The organism is Oxynema mangrovii CENA135, from assembly GCF_016632315.1.
Taxonomy (GTDB): Bacteria; Cyanobacteriota; Cyanobacteriia; order Cyanobacteriales; family Laspinemataceae; genus Oxynema; species Oxynema aestuarii.
The window spans coordinates 1,151,186-1,167,466 of the sequence record NZ_JAEOXH010000002.1 but is presented as its reverse complement, the minus strand read 5'-3'; the positions used below and the strand labels follow the sequence as shown (position 1 = coordinate 1,167,466).

14 protein-coding genes and 1 pseudogene are annotated in these 16,281 nt (G+C 50.2%); 9 read left to right on the top strand and 6 right to left on the bottom strand.

Annotated elements, in window-relative coordinates; all coding sequences use genetic code 11:
- Positions 1 to 82: 82 nt before the first annotated feature.
- Positions 83 to 732, bottom strand: a pseudogene (locus JJD41_RS18700) (Uma2 family endonuclease).
- A 321-nt stretch (positions 733 to 1,053) separates the two neighbouring features.
- On the opposite strand from JJD41_RS18700, the gene JJD41_RS18695 reads away from it, so the two are divergent.
- A complete protein-coding gene (locus tag JJD41_RS18695) occupies positions 1,054 to 2,289 on the top strand; it encodes a family 10 glycosylhydrolase (protein WP_200668999.1) in 1,236 nt (411 codons plus the stop codon).
- Between the two features lie 50 nt (positions 2,290 to 2,339).
- On the opposite strand, the gene JJD41_RS18690 is transcribed toward JJD41_RS18695, so the two are convergent.
- Positions 2,340 to 2,816 (bottom strand): DUF4112 domain-containing protein, encoded by a 477-nt coding sequence (locus JJD41_RS18690; RefSeq protein WP_200668998.1) that lies wholly within the window; start codon positions 2,814 to 2,816, stop codon positions 2,340 to 2,342.
- A 257-nt stretch (positions 2,817 to 3,073) separates the two neighbouring features.
- Here JJD41_RS18690 and JJD41_RS18685 point away from each other — a divergent pair, with 257 nt between their 5' ends.
- The 3 genes from JJD41_RS18685 (at position 3,074) to JJD41_RS18675 (ending at position 4,452) form a co-directional block, all read left to right on the top strand.
- Positions 3,074 to 3,280: a hypothetical protein gene (locus tag JJD41_RS18685; RefSeq protein WP_200668997.1), complete on the top strand. Its 207-nt coding sequence runs from the start codon at positions 3,074 to 3,076 to the stop codon at positions 3,278 to 3,280.
- Between the two features lie 28 nt (positions 3,281 to 3,308).
- Positions 3,309 to 3,470 carry a rubredoxin gene (gene rd, locus JJD41_RS18680; protein WP_168568444.1) on the top strand — a complete coding sequence of 54 codons (162 nt, stop codon included), beginning with the start codon at positions 3,309 to 3,311 and terminating at the stop codon, positions 3,468 to 3,470.
- Between the two features lie 106 nt (positions 3,471 to 3,576).
- On the top strand, positions 3,577 to 4,452 hold the full coding sequence (locus JJD41_RS18675; RefSeq protein WP_200668996.1) for an SDR family oxidoreductase: 876 nt from the start codon (positions 3,577 to 3,579) through the stop codon (positions 4,450 to 4,452).
- A gap of 5 nt (positions 4,453 to 4,457) precedes the next feature.
- On the opposite strand, the gene JJD41_RS18670 is transcribed toward JJD41_RS18675, so the two are convergent.
- Both JJD41_RS18670 and JJD41_RS18665 read right to left on the bottom strand, forming a co-directional pair.
- The gene (locus tag JJD41_RS18670) at positions 4,458 to 5,969 is read right to left on the bottom strand and encodes a hybrid sensor histidine kinase/response regulator (RefSeq protein ID WP_234488912.1); all 1,512 of its coding nucleotides are present in this window, start codon (positions 5,967 to 5,969) and stop codon (positions 4,458 to 4,460) included.
- Between the two features lie 511 nt (positions 5,970 to 6,480).
- Positions 6,481 to 7,677 carry a hypothetical protein gene (locus tag JJD41_RS18665; RefSeq protein ID WP_200668995.1) on the bottom strand — a complete coding sequence of 399 codons (1,197 nt, stop codon included), beginning with the start codon at positions 7,675 to 7,677 and terminating at the stop codon, positions 6,481 to 6,483.
- Between the two features lie 549 nt (positions 7,678 to 8,226).
- On the opposite strand from JJD41_RS18665, the gene JJD41_RS18660 reads away from it, so the two are divergent.
- The 3 genes from JJD41_RS18660 to JJD41_RS18650 all read left to right on the top strand — a co-directional run bounded on the left by JJD41_RS18660 (position 8,227) and on the right by JJD41_RS18650 (position 12,565).
- A complete protein-coding gene (locus JJD41_RS18660) occupies positions 8,227 to 10,629 on the top strand; it encodes a ribonuclease R family protein (protein WP_200668994.1) in 2,403 nt (800 codons plus the stop codon).
- Positions 10,630 to 11,011: 382 nt separating this feature from the next.
- On the top strand, positions 11,012 to 11,263 hold the full coding sequence (locus tag JJD41_RS18655; RefSeq protein ID WP_200668993.1) for a hypothetical protein: 252 nt from the start codon (positions 11,012 to 11,014) through the stop codon (positions 11,261 to 11,263).
- A 141-nt stretch (positions 11,264 to 11,404) separates the two neighbouring features.
- Positions 11,405 to 12,565 carry a cupin domain-containing protein gene (locus JJD41_RS18650; protein ID WP_200668992.1) on the top strand — a complete coding sequence of 387 codons (1,161 nt, stop codon included), beginning with the start codon at positions 11,405 to 11,407 and terminating at the stop codon, positions 12,563 to 12,565.
- Here JJD41_RS18650 and JJD41_RS18645 read toward each other — a convergent pair.
- Positions 12,562 to 13,401, bottom strand: a complete 840-nt coding sequence (locus JJD41_RS18645; protein ID WP_200668991.1) for a hypothetical protein — start codon at positions 13,399 to 13,401, stop codon at positions 12,562 to 12,564. The genes JJD41_RS18650 and JJD41_RS18645 overlap by 4 nt on opposite strands.
- A 248-nt stretch (positions 13,402 to 13,649) precedes the next feature.
- On the opposite strand from JJD41_RS18645, the gene JJD41_RS18640 reads away from it, so the two are divergent.
- Both JJD41_RS18640 and JJD41_RS18635 read left to right on the top strand, forming a co-directional pair.
- Positions 13,650 to 14,270 carry a flavin prenyltransferase UbiX gene (locus JJD41_RS18640; RefSeq protein ID WP_200668990.1) on the top strand — a complete coding sequence of 207 codons (621 nt, stop codon included), beginning with the start codon at positions 13,650 to 13,652 and terminating at the stop codon, positions 14,268 to 14,270.
- A 112-nt stretch (positions 14,271 to 14,382) separates the two neighbouring features.
- On the top strand, positions 14,383 to 15,234 hold the full coding sequence (locus JJD41_RS18635; RefSeq protein WP_234488911.1) for a LapA family protein: 852 nt from the start codon (positions 14,383 to 14,385) through the stop codon (positions 15,232 to 15,234).
- Positions 15,235 to 15,289: 55 nt separating this feature from the next.
- On the opposite strand, the gene JJD41_RS18630 is transcribed toward JJD41_RS18635, so the two are convergent.
- Complete coding sequence (locus tag JJD41_RS18630; RefSeq protein ID WP_200668988.1) at positions 15,290 to 16,177, bottom strand: alpha/beta fold hydrolase; 888 nt, start codon at positions 16,175 to 16,177, stop codon at positions 15,290 to 15,292.
- Between the last annotated feature and the right edge of the window lie 104 nt (positions 16,178 to 16,281).

Sequence of the window (16,281 nt, the reverse complement as noted above, 5' to 3'; positions counted from 1 at the left end):
GTCAGTCAAGGCCCCATTCTCAGGGTAGATTTGTATTTCTATAAACATGACAGGTTAGATTGCCGAATTGAGACCGTAAGATTTAAATGGCATATTTTACCGAGAAAAGCCCCCATTGTAAAACTTCTAAAACACGAGTAATTTTGCGATTTAATAGGGCATCTAGATCCAACCATAAGCCGAGAAAATTTGAGAGCAGATTACCCGATCGCCCTCGTCTGGAGTGAGCAGTTGATACGCTCCATTTATTAGTACAAACCAATCGAATTTTTGCTCAAAAAATTGCCAGACGAGATATTCTAAAACTCCATTGCGACGGTAAAATTGCTGTTTGGTTCCTAAGTCAATCTCAGCACGACTTGCAACAATTTTTACTACTAATTCCAGCACCCCTTATAAATAACCGTCTTCCGTTAGTCTAGCGCGTCCTCCCACTGTTTCATCGAGGATTAAAACGATATCGGGTTGAAATTCGTTGTCTAAATCGAGACGAACCGTGGGTTCGATTCCCGATCGCACGCCGGGGGTAAAAGCGATATCAGTTCCCAACCAAGTTACGAGGGAACTGCGAGGTCTTGCGTATTGTTGAAAGCGTAAGGGAGAAGCCACGTAAACGATTCCTTCAATGAGTTCCGCTTTGTAGATATTGGGGTTAGCTTGATAGCGTCGTTCAAACTCGGGACGGGTGAGGCGATCGCCGCTTTCCAAAGGAGGAATAGGGGAAAGTTGAATGAGTCGCGATCGGGGAGTTGAGTCGTCATGGCCGTTTCCTAGAGTGAATTCGACTAAAGTAGAGGATGAGTCCGTCGCGATCGGGGCTTCTACAAAGAACCCTCGCCTAAAAAGACTATCTAGATCCTAAACATTGCACTCTTAACGGGCGACTTCGCCGCCCCAAAATTGACAAATAAGAGATCGCAATCCTACAATGAAGAAGGGCATATTTTTAGGATAATCTTGTCAGCAGCACCAACCGTCAACCCGGTAAATATGCCCGTACTGAATTGCCGTATATGTTCTAACAGTACAATTTTTCTGAATTGGCAAATAACAATGTCACGCTCTAAAAAAGAAGCCAGTGGATGTGGATGTGCTAGTATTCCTTTTTCAGTTATTTTCCTAATCGCAGGGGGAGGATATTGGTTATTTACTCAGCGAGAGCATTTAGAACTGAGTCGCTTCATTCCCTCAGATATACAAAACCAAATTCCTTTTTTAAACACCTCAGCTCCAGAAAATTCAAGCCCGACAATTTCACCTACACCTCAAGCAGAAAATTCGACATTTCAACCGCAGCCAACTTTACCGAACAATCCGCCTGCCAATCCCCAAGCCAATTCAGCGAGCAATCCCGGGAAAAATACGAGTTCAAATCCCCCCTCATCTCCACAAACGCCGTGGGAAACGAAAGAAATTAGAGGGATCTATTTAAGTCGTTACCAAGCCACCAATAACGCCAGCGAAGCAACGATCCGGCAACGAGTTCGCTACTATCGCGATCGCGGTATCAATACCATCATTCACGGGGTTTGGGGCAATGCCTGTACGATGTACAAAAGTAAAGTAATGCAGGAAAAATTCGGCTACCAAAGTTGTCCGAATGAGTTTCAAGATCGATGGCTTGATTGGCTCATTGATGAAGCGCACAAACAGGGAATGGAAGTTCATGCCTACTTTGAAAAAGGAATCAAAATAGATGAAAACAGTCCGGCATTTAATCTAGCCGTCGAACGAGGTTGGATCGTGGCTGGTGTAGACCGAACTCATCCCGGAGTCGATCATTACGTGTTAGATGTCGGTATTCCCGAAGTCTCTAATTTATTTAGGGAGATTCTGGTCGAATTCGTGACTCGATATCCCACGATTGATGCGGTTCAATGGGATGATTATTTAGGCTATCATGCCGAGTTGCCGGGACAAGTCGATCGCACCTTAGAATTGACGAATTTTGTCAAACAGGCGATCGCGGCGATGAAAGCCGCCAATCCTAATGTTAGTTTCGATGTTTGCCATCACAATCCCTATTGGGCCAAACGATATTTTGCTGCCGATTGGGAAACATGGGGCGTCGATCGCGTTTTCATTCAAGTTTATGCCGACAAAAACTTCAATGACGAACTCAAATATGTAGCGGCGAATGATGGAATTTCGATCACCGAACGACAATTTAATCGGTTTAATGAAGTCGTAAACAACCCACAAATTGAAAATATTTTATTTTTCCCCCTTTCAGGAGAACCCGAAAAAATGGCCGACAAAGTCAATACTTTGAGGAAAAATATCAACTAATTTTCCCTCAAAGATTCCGATCGAGGTTGGGCAACGTCAATAACCACGAATCACCGTAAAAGAGCGCCAAAAATAACAGTAATCAGCCACGCACTAAAGGCGATCGCCGCCACGACGAAAACGAGCAATCCGACCAGTAACAATACAATAAATGTCTTATCTGCTTTTTTCGCAGGTTGGGGCGTGTCGAGATGACTTTCAAGTAATTCCATATTTTTGATATTTGCTTTCCAAGCAACGTCAAACAAATCGCCGACAATTGGAATGGTTCCGACCACGGTTTCCAATAAAATGTTAGAAACCATTCTCACCAAACTTTCGCGAGGTAAGCCTAATTGAGCCGCAGAAAAGACAATATAGGCGGAAAGCAAGGCCCCGGCGAGGTCTCCTCCGGCGGGTAGCAATCCGAGTAAGGGATCGAGTCCAATGCGGTAAGGTGTTCCGGGAATGGGGATGGCATTGTCGAGAAGACGACTAATATTTCGCAGGCGTTGGACGGTTTTCGCTTGGCGTTCGATCGTGGCCATTTTTTTAGAGGTTAGATGTTGAATGTTAGAGCTAGAATTTCAGATTAGCTCACTCGTAGCCTTGAAAGCCGCCACTCCAGAAATGCGATCGTACTCTACCTTTGGAGGGAGGGAGTAGGGAGGGCGATCGTGGCATACTTTAGAAGAATACGAGTCCGATCGCTCAAAATTAATTTGATTTTAGCCCTCTTTTGCCCGTTTCTTCCTGGAAGCAACGGGATATCGGACTGTTGCTTATCGATTGAGGAGAATCAACCGTGCGTAAATCCCCCCAACCTGGAACGGGAAAGACCATTTTCCTCTATATTTTTGGGATTTTTTTCCTACTCAGTGCGATCGTGGTCATTCTTAAAGGAACGGGGATTCTCGGATGGATTCCCAATTATCTAATTTGGGCTTTAGTTTTAGTTTCGATTGGGTCAGGAATTTTAGCCGGAATTAAAAACGTGAGCGATCGCCGTTAAGGCAAATGACAATCTCGAAGAGGTCACCATGAAAAAATACGTTTGTACAATTTGCGGTTATGTTTACGACCCGGAAAAAGGCGATCCAGATAGTGGGATCGAACCGGGAACCGCATTTGAAGATATCCCCGAAGATTGGGTTTGTCCCGTATGTGGGGCGGCGAAAGAAGACTTTGAACTGCAAGAGTAAAGCCGCGATCGCATAAATTCGCATAAATTGGTCTAATTTCGCATCTATTTTGTCAACTTTACGTCAACTTCAAATAAGATGGGCGTAAAGCTTGAGGTATCGAGAGATGAAAAGATTGTTACTTACGGGGGCGAGTGGTTTTCTAGGCTGGAATCTGGCGCAATTGACCTCTAAAACCTGGGAAGTGTTCGGAACCTATTTCTGTCATTCTCCCTCGGTTAAAGGGATCGAATCATTTAAAGTCGATTTGCGAGATTTTCAAGCCGTTAAAGACCTCTTTAATACCGTTAGACCGGAAGCGGTCATTCATACGGCAGCTTCTTCCCAACCCAATTTTTGCGAACTTCATCCCAAGGAATCCCACGAAATTAACGTGAGCGCAACTTGCAATTTAGCGGGGTTGTGCGCGGATACGGGGATTCCTTTTGTCTTTACTTCGACAGATTTAGTCTTTAACGGCTTAAATCCCCCTTATCGAGAACTCGATCCCGTCTGTCCGGTGAGTATGTATGGGGAACAGAAAGTAATGGCCGAATTGGGAGTTTTAGAGCGCTATCCCGAGGCGGTAGTTTGTCGGATGCCTTTGATGTTTGGCGAAGCGGGACCGACGGCGACAAGTTTTTTACAACCGATGCTCGCCAAGTTAAGAAGCGGAGAACGGTTGAGGTTATTTGTGGATGAATTTCGCACCCCTGTGAGCGGTAAAACGGCGGCATCGGGTTTATTATTAGCGTTGGAAAAAGGGCGTGGTTTGCTGCATCTCGGAGGTCGAGAGTCTTTATCGCGCTACGAGTTTTTCGAGTTGGCGATCGCCGTTTTCGAGTTGAATAATGCCGCGATCGCGCCATGTTTCCAAAAAGATGTAAAAATGGCCGCACCGCGTCCGCCTGATGTCTCCTTAGATAGTTTTAAAGCAGTGGCATTAGGCTATCAAAGACCGACCCTACGGGAAGAGCTAGAACAAGTACGGTTTAAAGTTTAATTAACTCAAGCGATCGCCTTACGAACTTGAGAATTTTTGGGCGTCGAAGCAGCACGATAGGAGGCTAAATCGCTCAATTTAGACTGTTGAATCGGAATCGTAATTGTAAATTCAGTGCCGCTTTCGGGACCCGATTTGCATTCGAGAGACCCTTGATGTTTGTCCGTGACAATCTGATAGCCGATGGAGAGTCCCAATCCGGTGCCTTCTCCGACAGGTTTGGTGGTAAAAAATGGATCGAAAATCCGATTTTTCACGTCTTCGGGAATGCCAACGCCGTTATCCCTAATCCGAATAGTAACTCTATCGTCGGTTTCGTTGAGTGCCGTTTCGATCTCGATCTGCGGCGATCGCCCTTCTTCGATGGAGTTGACCGCATCGATCGCGTTAGCCAGTAAATTCATAAACACTTGATTGAGTTGTCCGGCATAACATTCGACTAAGGGTAAATCGCCGTAAGTTTTGACAATTTCGATGCTGGAATCTTTCAGCCGATGCTGTAAAATCAGCAAGGTACTTTCAATTCCTTCGTGAATATCGACGAATTTCATATCCGATTCGTCGAGTCGGGAGAAAGTTCGCAAATTTAAGACAATTTCTCGAATGCGATCGGTTCCCATTTTCATCGAATCGACGATTTTTTCCAGATCTTTGCGAACGAAGCCTAAATCGATTTCTTCTTTAAAATCCCGAATCTCTTGAGGCGTTTCGGGATAGTGGCGTTCGTAGAGTTCGAGCAGTTCTAATAAGTTCTGAACGTATTCGTTCGTATGCTCGATATTTCCGGCGATGAAACTGATAGGATTGTTGACTTCGTGGGCAATTCCGGCGACGAGTTGACCCAAACTCGACATTTTCTCGCTTTGAATTAATTGACTTTGGGTTTCTTGTAAGTGAGCGAGGGTTTCTGTGAGTTCTCGCGTGCGTTCTTCGACTCGTCTTTCCAACTCTTGATTATACGCGCGCGTGAGTTCGACTTCGTAGCGTTTGAGTAAGTTGAGATAGGCGTCGGAATGATAGCGAATGCGAGCGACCAATTCGACGCGATCGGGAAGTTTGATTAAATAATCATTGGCGCCATTGCTGAAGGCTTCGGCTTTCTTTTGGGGGTCGTCATTGGTCGAAAGCATGACGACGGGAACTTCTCGTGTTGACTCGTGGGCTCGCAAAAAGCGCAGTAGCACTAACCCATCAACGTCCGGCATCAGCAGGTCGAGTAAAATGACCGTGGGTTGAATTTTTTCGGCCAGAGGAATGACTTGTGCGCCATCTTGGCAGTAGTGAAATTCGATATCGGTTTCGTATTTGAGTAACCGTTTGACGGCTTCGGCGACGATCGGGCGATCGTCTACTAATAAAACGACGATACCTCCTCGGTCATTGGTAGATTCTGTCGTGGGCGATCGCCTTTCGATTCCCCTCGTATTGGTTGTGTGCATGACGCTGTTCTCCATCAAGTTGTTGAGTTTTTTCGCGGTGAAATTTTGCAGACCGTACACTGACGCTGTTGTTTTCATTTTTTGAGATGCTTACCGAACTTCACCGGATTCAACCTCAGATTTTTAACTTGATTGAATATTTTTGAGATTTCAGCTAAAAAGATTACTTTTAGGCTTAAAAGTTCCAATTACTCGATGAAAATCGCGATCGCCACTCGCTTACATTTTTAAAATATATTGGTTATCGTAAGCCTTCGGCTAAACTTTTGTAAAGATGTTGGGGAAAAGATCTGTCTTTAGACAGATCGAATCCGACCTTTGCGCTAATATTAAGTTTTTGCAGTAAAATCGATCGCTGAATTGTCAATAAATTTCTCAAAATTTATCCGTAATTTCAGTAGTTTTGACGAGAGAAAATCAGTAAATTCTCGTCAGTGAAATCACGGGCGGATGGAGCGTCGATCGCCCGTCACCTCTTGGATGCGATAGGGACGGAAAAGAGAAGGGGTAGCGATCGCCCTCGGCAAGATAGAGGCGCCGGAGTAGCCTCCGGGTGCCGTGGCGATCGCCGCGAACGGCTCAGTCGGGTTTAGGTATCCGGCTGGGTTTTGAGGTATTCGTAAAAATCGAGCAGTTCTTCCGGGGAAAGTTCGGAGCGCGATCGCTTGCCGTTATAATGCATCTCCAGATGTTTGCGTCCTTGGTCCGTGGTCCAGCCGAGACGGCGGATTTCAATGGTGGTTTTCGCAATCAAATTGGACAGATCCGCAGGTTCCTCCTCCGGATCGGTCTCGGGCGCCGCCGAGGCGATCGGCGTCGGTTTGGCGGGGGTGGGACGCTCTGGGGCAGGTGCACTCCCAGGGGAGTCAAACTCGTCGAAGTCGCGACTCGGCATCGAAGGCGCCTCGCGATCGCTCCGGGAGGGTAAAGGTACGGTCTGGGAAGCGGAATCTGACGCGACGGTTTCTTCCCAAGGCTCCTCCGACGTGCTGGCCGACTCCCATCGACTGGGGGGAGGGGAAGCGGGACGGGCCGGATGGGGCGATCGCTCCCAACTGGGGTGACTGACTGGAGAAACCGGAGTTCTTCCCGGGTCGCCGACCGAAGCAGGTCCGCCGAGACGCTGGCCGCCACTCAACGGATCCGAACCGCCAAAACTGCCGGGAGTTTCGACGGATAAAGGCCGACGGGAAGGGATTTCGCGGGAAACACCCGATAAAGACACGTCCAATCCCAAGGCCGATAAAGCCCTCAAACGGGCGCGGTCTTCCGCTTGTTCGAGGCTGTCATCCGTGGCCATGCCCGTAGCGACGGGATGACCGTCTACTTCCACGAGGACGCGAACGACATATTGACCTTCGTGGATTTTGAGCAAATCCGAAATGAGACTGCCCGTGGGATAACGAGCGCGAAATTCACTTAACATCATCGAGTTCTGAGAGTGGATATACAACATGCGAACCATAGACCCCTCCAACGCCCCAGGGGAGACGACGGGGGAGGCCAGACCTGGCCGAGGCGATCGCGGACAACGGCAAACCGGAGCGGCAAATAAGTTAAAAGGGCGACAGACCTGGGACAATGTTATTTTACCGAGAGACGGGGAGGACGCGGGGGAACGACGACGGCTTCGCCCGCCGGGGCGATCGCGATCGAGAAGGGTTAAAAACAGTCTTTTGCCGACCCATCCCAAGAGTCGTGCAGAATGGGGCTGCTTATTGGGTAGAATAGTTTGCAGATGATTGGTTTTCGACGGCATGGCGTCGAGCGAGGAACACCACCCCACGTCCAGCAGCTCCAGCTCAACCCCGCGATTCGGATTCTAGGGTTCCCACTCCGTTAACGGATCGAAGCCACTGGCGAACCGAAATCCGATCGAGTTCCAGCCTGCCACCCGCTCCGTGTAGTTCCTGTCGGACGTCAACTACACCCTGAGTGACATCGGGACGAAACAGAGCGATTCTCGCGATCGCCACTGTCAGTCACTCGTGCTGTGCCATCGTCGTGATGCGTACTACGCCCGTCTCGATCCGCGAAAGTGCGGCACGAGGGACTGAAAAACCGAACAGCCAGAGAATGCGGGCTGGACAATCGCCAAGGTCAGGTTTCTGGGGATAGGGATATCCAGGGGTTGCACGACCGATCGAGGTGGAACTCACCGCATGTTCCCCATCGGGTCAACCGGGATGGTGTAGGACGTTGGCTCTCGGCACAATTGAGCGGCCTCGTCGCTTTGTCCACATCCAATCAAACCGGGAAAGAATGTAGGGTCGTCCCGTCATTTCTTTCTCAGTTGAAGATCGCGAAAAGTCAAAGAAGAAGGATCGATCGCCGAATGGAATTTTCAATCGCTACACTGCTGGCCAATTTTACCGATGATAAGTTGGTCGCACCCAAGGTCCTAGAGAAAAAATTGGGATGCCAAGATCGCACGACTCTGCGAAAACTCCAGATCGCTTTAGATGCCCTGGAGAAAATTGGCATCTTAGTCAAAGATAAAGGTCGCTATCGGCGAGCGTGGGACGATAATCTGGTCGAAGCCAAACTCCGTTGTTCTAGCAAGGGATTTTGTTTTGCGATTCAAGATAAAGAAGGGACGGAAGATATTTATATCCGCGAATGCCATCTGAGCAATGCTTGGAATGGCGATCGCGTCTTGGTCAATATCATTAAAGAAGGGAGTCGGCGGCGATCGCCCGAAGGCGAAGTCCGCTTAATTCTCGAACGGTCCAACCCGTCCGTACTCGCCCGCGTCAAACAAGAAGGTCCCCAATATAAAGCCGTTCCTTTAGACGACCGTCTTTTATTTGAACTCGATATCAAAGCTAATGGCGTCGAACTCGAAAAAGCGATCGAACATCTCGTTCACGTAGAAGTCGTTCGCTATGCCCTCGGGCCGTATCCTCCCCTCGGTCGCGTCGCACAAATCCTCGGCAGCGACGCCGAAGAAGCTAATGACTTGGATATCGTCTGCTGCAAGCACGACTTACCCCGCTTGTTTGCCGACGTCGCCCACGCCGAGATCGATAGCTTGCCCAAACAACTGCGTAAAGCCGATCTCAAAAACCGTCTCGACTTACGCAAAGTCGAAACGATCGCGATTTTACCTCAAGCCGTCAACGGCAGCGATCGCCCCCTGGTCGAACGGGCCTTTACCATCGAAAGCCTCAAAGACAATAAATTCCGCTTGGGAATTCACGTCTGCGATGCCGCCTTTTACATCAAACCCGATACCGCCCTCGATCGCGAAGCGCGCAAACGCGGCACCACGGTTCACCTCGGCGAGACCATTTTACCTTTACTTCCCGACTCCCTCGCCCGCGATCGCTGTTCCTTCCTCCCGGGCGAAGACCGCCTCGCCATCTCGATCCTGATTGTCGTTGACGAAGACGCCAATGCGATCGAATACGAAATCCAACCCAGCGTCGTCCATCTCGATCGCTACGTCACCAACGCCGAAGCCGACCCGATCCTTCAGGAAATGGCCGGACATACCGAACTGCAAGGTATCCCCGAATGGTGGCGCGACGTTCAACAGCAACAATACTCGAGCGAAAAACCCGAAGCCATCTCCGAAGAAATCGCCCAAATGCTCGAACAACTGTTTGCTTTGAGCTATTCGCTGCAACAACGACGCCGGGAAAATGGGGCGTTCGAGTTGAACTTACCCCCGAATCAATACGGGATTTGTCCCTCGCCGTACCAAGATGAAGGCATCCAAGGCGTCGTCAGCGCCTGCTCGCACCTCAACACCGAAGGCATGTTGAGCGAATTTATCATCTTGGCGAATCACCTCGTCGCCCTTCACGTACAAGAACTCGGCGTTCCCGCCGTTTATCGCGTGCAACCGCCACCGGACCTCGATGAAGTCGAAGATCTGATTAAATTGGCGAGTAATATGGGGGTCGAAATTCTCCTCGACGACGAAGAAGATGTGACCTCTGTAGACTATCAGGATTTTACCGAAGTCTTCGCCGCCTCTACCTGCGAGCGCGTGCTGACCTACCTGCTCGAATCGACCTTAAAACCGACCGCCTACAGTACGATTCCCTCATCTCATTTCGGTTTGGCGATGGAGTGCTACACTCACTGCAACTCGCCGTTGCAACGCTATCCCGATTTGTTGATGCAACGCTTGCTACACGCCGTATTCGATATCGGGCGCGATCGCAAATCCACCCGCTCCAAAGACCGGGTAAACCTCCATCACAGCAGTTGTCACGGTCAAATTACCTGGAACGTCCTGCCTCCCGACGTTCACCACGAATTCGAGTCCGATTTCAGTTCCGTGGTCGGTCACCTCACCGAACGGGAAAAGTTAGTCCAAGAAGCGGAAGCAGATCTCGAAGGGTTGAAAAAAGCCGGACTGATGAAAGAACGCACGGGGGAAACTTTCCAAGGCTTGATTACTGGAGTTCAGTCTTACGGATTTTTCGTCGAAATCGAGGTCGATTCGGATCGACGCGGCCCGTTACGCCTCGAAGGCTTGGTTCACGTCTCCTCCCTCAAGGATGATTGGTACGAGTATCGCCGCCAACAAACCTTGGTCGGACGCAAGAACCGCAAGCAATACAGCCTCGGGGATTGGGTCGAAGTGCAAGTTAAAAGCGTCGATTACTACCGCCAGCAAATCGATCTGGTGGCCGTTGGCGGGGGTAGCGAAGCTCCCAGTACCGACGACGACATCGATTATCGTCCCCGCGATCGCAATTACGATTACGAAGACGACGAAGATTAATTATTTACGCCGTCGGGGAATGGCGGTACTTCGATCGAAGTCGTTCATTCCTCGTTCGGGCGATCGCGATCGACCCGAGCTCCTCTGTGAGCTTGGGTTAGTTTTTAGATTTGAGATTTAGGTTGAGGTCGCCGTCATTCTCGACCGTTTAGCTCGAAAAACTGAGAAATACTCTCGTAATCTTTCTTAAAGTGAGTTAAGCGTTCGCACCCTCTTGTATGCCCCGTTTCACGGTAACCGAGGCGCGACGATCGCCCGTCCCTTAAACCTCGCTTCAATCTCAGGGATTGGGACCATTTTAGAATTGCCTTTATTTTCTCACGCCAAAACTGAGAAAATGCATTACAATAACATCAATTTATACAGCTATTGAGAGGATCTCATGCTCAATCCGAAACTCGTTCTCAGCTTACTCCTGGGCGCCCAAGCGAGCGTGTTACTGCCGGGTATGTCTCAGGCGGCGATCGCCGAATTGTCCTCAGACGGGTCGGCTTCCTCGTCTCCGACGGCGATCGAAATCGAAGTCAACGACTTAGACCGTCGGGCGTCCGAACCGATGTTAATGGCGGACAACGACAACGATAACGACGAAGACTACGACACCAACAACGACTACGACGCCAATCAAGCGTAGTCAACGGCGATCGAGGTTGGCGATCGCATAGCGTTGATGGGGAAATAAAGCGGAGACATCACCTGGGGGGATGCCGATCGCCCGAACATCCAATCTAACCATCGGGTCGATTCACATTTTCGATGCAGAACCCACCCAACAATGAGTTACTTACAAACCTTATTTACACCCCATTCTCTCGAAGATTTTTTTACTCGCCATTGGACGCAAAAAGCCCTTCACGTTAGCGCCCGAGACCCGGAAAAATTCAAGTCCTTATTTTCCTGGAAAAAACTCAATTATTTACTCAACTATCACGGTTTGCACGCACCGGATTTGAAGTTTGCTCCCGCCAGTAAAAGCTTCGGAGAAAGTCGAGATTTACGCGACTGGCGCGATCGCCTCAACCAAGGGGCGACCTTAATTATTAATAGCTTAGACCGCCATTGTCCGGAAGTGGCGGAGGCGATCGCCCTCGTGCGCGACGAAATTGGCTATCGAACCCAAGTCAATTTATATTGTTCCCCCCCGCGACAACAAGGGTTTAACTGCCATTACGACACTCACGAAGTTTTAGTCTTACAAATTGAAGGGGAAAAACAGTGGTTTGTCTATTCCGAAACCATTCCCTATCCCGTTTCCGAAAGTCGCAGCCGCGACCGACTGCCCCCGGAGAGTCCACCTTATTTAGAATGCACGTTAAAAGCGGGAGATTTGCTTTATATCCCTCGCGGACATTGGCATTATGCCTTAGCAGGCGATCGCGCCTCCTTGCATTTAACCGTCGGGATTGACTGCCAAACTGGACTCGATTGGTGGGAATGGATCGCCCGAGAATTGCAAGACGATCCGCAATGGCGGCAAAATTTGCCCCTCACCTGGGAGGGGAATCGCGATCGCCTCGAACGGCAATTGCAACAGTTATCCGAACGGGCGATCGCCTTGTTTCAAGACCCGGAAATGCGACAAAAATATATTGAAGATCTCGCCTACCGCGATCGCCCCCCCTTACCGATCGACCTGCCGAGTCAACTCGGTATCGGCATTTTCGATAACCCCTGGGAAAGCGAATTTATCTGGGTTTTTCGCGAAACAATGGAGGTTAAAAAGCTCGATTCGGATTACTATCAATTACGAATTGCTTCTAAAAAAATAACCCTCAAAGGTCTGCGCGATCGCCTCGCCGACGGGTTGTTTAAACAAGAGCGCTTTAACTTATCCGATTTAGCCGAAGCGGTGCCAGAAGCCGACTTTTATAGTGAAATCGTCCCGGCGATCGAACGCTTGGTGACCGAAGGAGTTTTGCAAGTACGCGCGGATTAACGATCGCCGCCGAAAATGGCTTCGGTGCGATCGGCCAGTTCGGCGCCAAATCCTGCTAAAAATAATAACAATCCCGCGCGATCGCCCGTCGGAAAAATGGCCAACTGCACCGCTTTATACATTTGCCGTTCCCACTGGGGAAAGGCGCGCGCAAAATACTCGTAACTCAAGTACAGATCTCGCGTATAAATGCCTTCGCGAACCATCACCAACTCAAATCCGGCGCGAACTAAGCGACGACAAATCCAACGACAGCGACGGCGAACTTGTCTGTCGAAACTGAGTTGACCGGGGGACAAATTGCGTAAAAAATCGAGGGTTTGTACCAGATCGTCCTTTAAAGAAACAGCGTAAGTCACCAAAGCGCGATCGGGTTTGACGGGAGGCAAGATCGGATTGAAATCGCGACCCCAAACGCACAATCCCTGAGTTTTCAGTAAAGACGACCACCAACCGGGGGAAGGGGATGACGGCGAGATCTGTAGCGCCGTTTCCGAAAGGGCCGACGTTTCAACTCGGTGACAAAATTGATAGCGCTGTTGGAGATGGCGACCGATCGCCTGGAGCTGCGATCGGGCCGCTTCTAGGGGATAATTCTCTTTGAGAATCACCACGCCATCGAGATCGGATACCCGGGCGATCGCCTCTCCCCGAGGCACCGACCCGCGCAAGTACAAACTGACGGCGCGATCGTCTAACGCCTTCAAACATAAAGCTTTCCAGACCTCCACCAATTCCGTCCAGGGAGATGCGATCCGGTCCGTCCCGCATTCATTAATCAGATAACCCCGAGCATCCGTCGGCCACAACCGACCCATTTTAACCAATCGAGACATGGTGAAAACTCTTGTTGTACAAGCATTGTATCGGAGTGGCGATCGCGATTCGCCATCCCCGAGTCAAGGCGCAAAAAATTTCCCCCCCACTTTCAATCTCGGACAACCCACCCATCGACCAACCGACGATCTTGCCGAGGAAATGGAGACCTGCTCGATCCTCACCTAGCCCGTGGAAGCCTACAATACAATTTACGCACTTCCTCCGAGGTTGCATTTTTTTGCCCTTGATTTGAACTGTAACCCTTTTGACTTCAGCTCCATCCAAACCCCTAATCCTCGGTATTTCCGGCGCCTCTGGCTTGATTTACGCCGCCAGAGCCGTTAAATTCCTTCTCGAAGCCGATTATGCGATCGAACTGGTCGCGTCCAAAGCGTCGTACATTGTTTGGCAAGCCGAACAAAATATCCGAATGCCCGCCGAACCCGACCGACAAGCGGAATTTTGGCGCCAACAAGCGGGAGGCGTCACCACCGGAAGCCTACGCTGTCACCCCTGGCAAGATGTCGGCGCTAACATTGCCAGTGGTTCGTTTCGCACCCGGGGGATGTTGGTGATTCCTTGTAGCATGAGTACAGTGGCCAAACTCGCGTGCGGTTTGAGTTCCGATCTGCTCGAACGGGCCGCCGACGTACAATTAAAAGAGGGCCGCCAACTCGTTCTCGTCCCCAGAGAAACTCCCTTAAGTTTGATTCACTTACGCAATTTAACGACGTTAGCCGAAGCAGGGGCGCGCATCGTCCCGGCGATTCCCGCCTGGTATCACCAACCCCAAACGATTGAAGATTTAGTTGATTTTGTCGTGGCCCGCGCTTTAGATCGATTCGAGATTGATTGTATTCCTATTCGTCGTTGGGAGGGACATTGAGGTAAGACGGGGAAGATGGCAAGGGTTCTCGCATCGATTGACTCGCAACTTCCTGAATCTAAAATCTAAACTCTAAACTTCTCTCATGCGTGATTTTCGCAATATAGTATTTTTGGTTATTCTTGGAGGGTTAATTATTTTTACTCTCCAAAATCTCCAACCGAGTTTATCTTTAACTTTTTTAGGTTTAAAAACCGTTCCCCTTCCCCTGTCGCTTTATGTGGTGGGGGCGATCGCCCTCGGATTTACCACCGCTTGGATGATGTGGGCGCTGTTTTCCGCGTCAAATCTGTCGGGACGACGGCGGGGGACACGGCGATCTAGCCCGCCGCAATGGTCCGACGAACCGGATTTACCCCGATCGCCCGCCAGCAGCCGAGATCGCCGCGATCGGGTTGAAGCGCGTGTCAATCCCTCTGGGGCGCAAACCTACATCCAAACCGATGCGGACAACCGTCTGGGACGCGGGAGAGAAGACGAGGCAACCCATTTACAAGATTTAGAAGGAGAACCAGAGGAAAACTGGATCGAGGAAGACGATCGCGCGATCGCCTCTCCTTCCAAGGAATATGAAGTCGAACGACCGCCCACCCGTCAATCCTGGTCCGGTTCGATCTACTCCTACACTTATCGAGAGGGAGACCGACCCCCTGCATTCCCTGTTTCCCGTGCAACTTCTGGCGAAACCGAGGAAAAATCCGAGGAACCTTGGGACAATTGGGAAGGTGAAGACGGTGCACAAGATCTCGAAAGTGACGAGTCTGAATCCGTCAACCCGACAACGGCGACTGATACGGGCGATCGCGTCGTAGACGCCCCCTATCGCATGACGACCCCGCCGAGTCAAACTGAAAGCAATAAGGAAGAGAACGCCGACGAAGAGAACGCCGACGCGGAAGAGATCGAGACCCCTCAGGATTGGGAGAACGATTGGAAAACTCCCAAGAAAAAAACGGAGTGGTAGAGGGGATAACGCCGTAGGGGCGGCAGATTTTTGAGGGTTCGCCCCTACGGTGGACTTAGGAAAGCCCCGCCAACCAGTTCAAAATCGCTTCATTGACGATTTCCGGGCGTTCGTCGTGAGGACAATGCCCCGTTTTCGGGATCGAGATAAACTGCAACGGTAGCGATTCACTGCGATCTTGAAATACCTGACTTCCGGCGATCGGAGTCCACGGGTCGTCCTCACCCCACAGAACCAATAAGGGACGGTCCACTTTGTCTAAAAACGTGGCGGGGGGTTCTCCCGGGGGCGCCGTCAAAATCGACGCGAACACCGATTGCGCCCCCGGATCGCACGACGGACGATAGAGGAGTTCGACGAGTTCTTCCGTCACGGCTTCGCGATTGCCGTACACTTGGCGCAACGTATTGCGAATCCGGTGTTTTTGGCGAATCCGATTAAAAATAAACGGGCCGAAGGTCGGCGAACTGACTAATTTTGTAAACGTTCCCATGACGACGCGCAAGGGAAAATAGAGTTCTTCCGGTCGGTGATTGAGTCCTCCCGCGCAGTTAATCAAGACGCCACCGAGGGATTTTTCCGGAGCATTGGCGACGGTCATCAAACTGAGTAAGGCGCCAATCGAGTTCCCGACAAACACCGCAGGTTCTCGCACTTGTTCGCTCCAAAAGTCGGCGATCAGCTCTTCCCACAGTTCCAAACTGTAGGCGATCGCCGCCTTGTCCGACCCGCCAAATCCGAGCAAGTCTAAAGCAAAAACCCGATAACCGCCGCCAGCGAGGACGCTAATATTTTTGCGCCAGTGACCGATGGACGCACCGAATCCGTGAATGAGAACTAACGGGCGCCCGCTTCCTTTGACGGTGTACTGGATTTGATGCCCCTTCCACGTCCAAGTGAGTTTTTCTAAAGGTTCAGCCGAGGTCAGCTCTTGAGTTAGCACAGCCTATTTTGTTAAGTTTCGTAAATACCTTGTTAATTGTAACGCAGGGGATCCGTCGTGCGGGCATCCTGCGCGCTTGCGATCGCAAAATCATCGCAAAATTA

Coding starts and splice junctions, on each gene's coding strand:
- JJD41_RS18660 (WP_200668994.1), top strand. CDS start 8,227: ATGGAATTTTCAATCGCTACACTGCTGGCCAATTTTACCGATGATAAG.
- JJD41_RS18655 (WP_200668993.1), top strand. CDS start 11,012: ATGCTCAATCCGAAACTCGTTCTCAGCTTACTCCTGGGCGCCCAAGCG.
- rd (WP_168568444.1), top strand. CDS start 3,309: ATGAAAAAATACGTTTGTACAATTTGCGGTTATGTTTACGACCCGGAA.
- JJD41_RS18670 (WP_234488912.1), bottom strand. CDS start 5,969: ATGAAAACAACAGCGTCAGTGTACGGTCTGCAAAATTTCACCGCGAAA.
- JJD41_RS18645 (WP_200668991.1), bottom strand. CDS start 13,401: ATGTCTCGATTGGTTAAAATGGGTCGGTTGTGGCCGACGGATGCTCGG.
- JJD41_RS18675 (WP_200668996.1), top strand. CDS start 3,577: ATGAAAAGATTGTTACTTACGGGGGCGAGTGGTTTTCTAGGCTGGAAT.
- JJD41_RS18690 (WP_200668998.1), bottom strand. CDS start 2,816: ATGGCCACGATCGAACGCCAAGCGAAAACCGTCCAACGCCTGCGAAAT.
- JJD41_RS18650 (WP_200668992.1), top strand. CDS start 11,405: ATGAGTTACTTACAAACCTTATTTACACCCCATTCTCTCGAAGATTTT.
- JJD41_RS18695 (WP_200668999.1), top strand. CDS start 1,054: ATGTCACGCTCTAAAAAAGAAGCCAGTGGATGTGGATGTGCTAGTATT.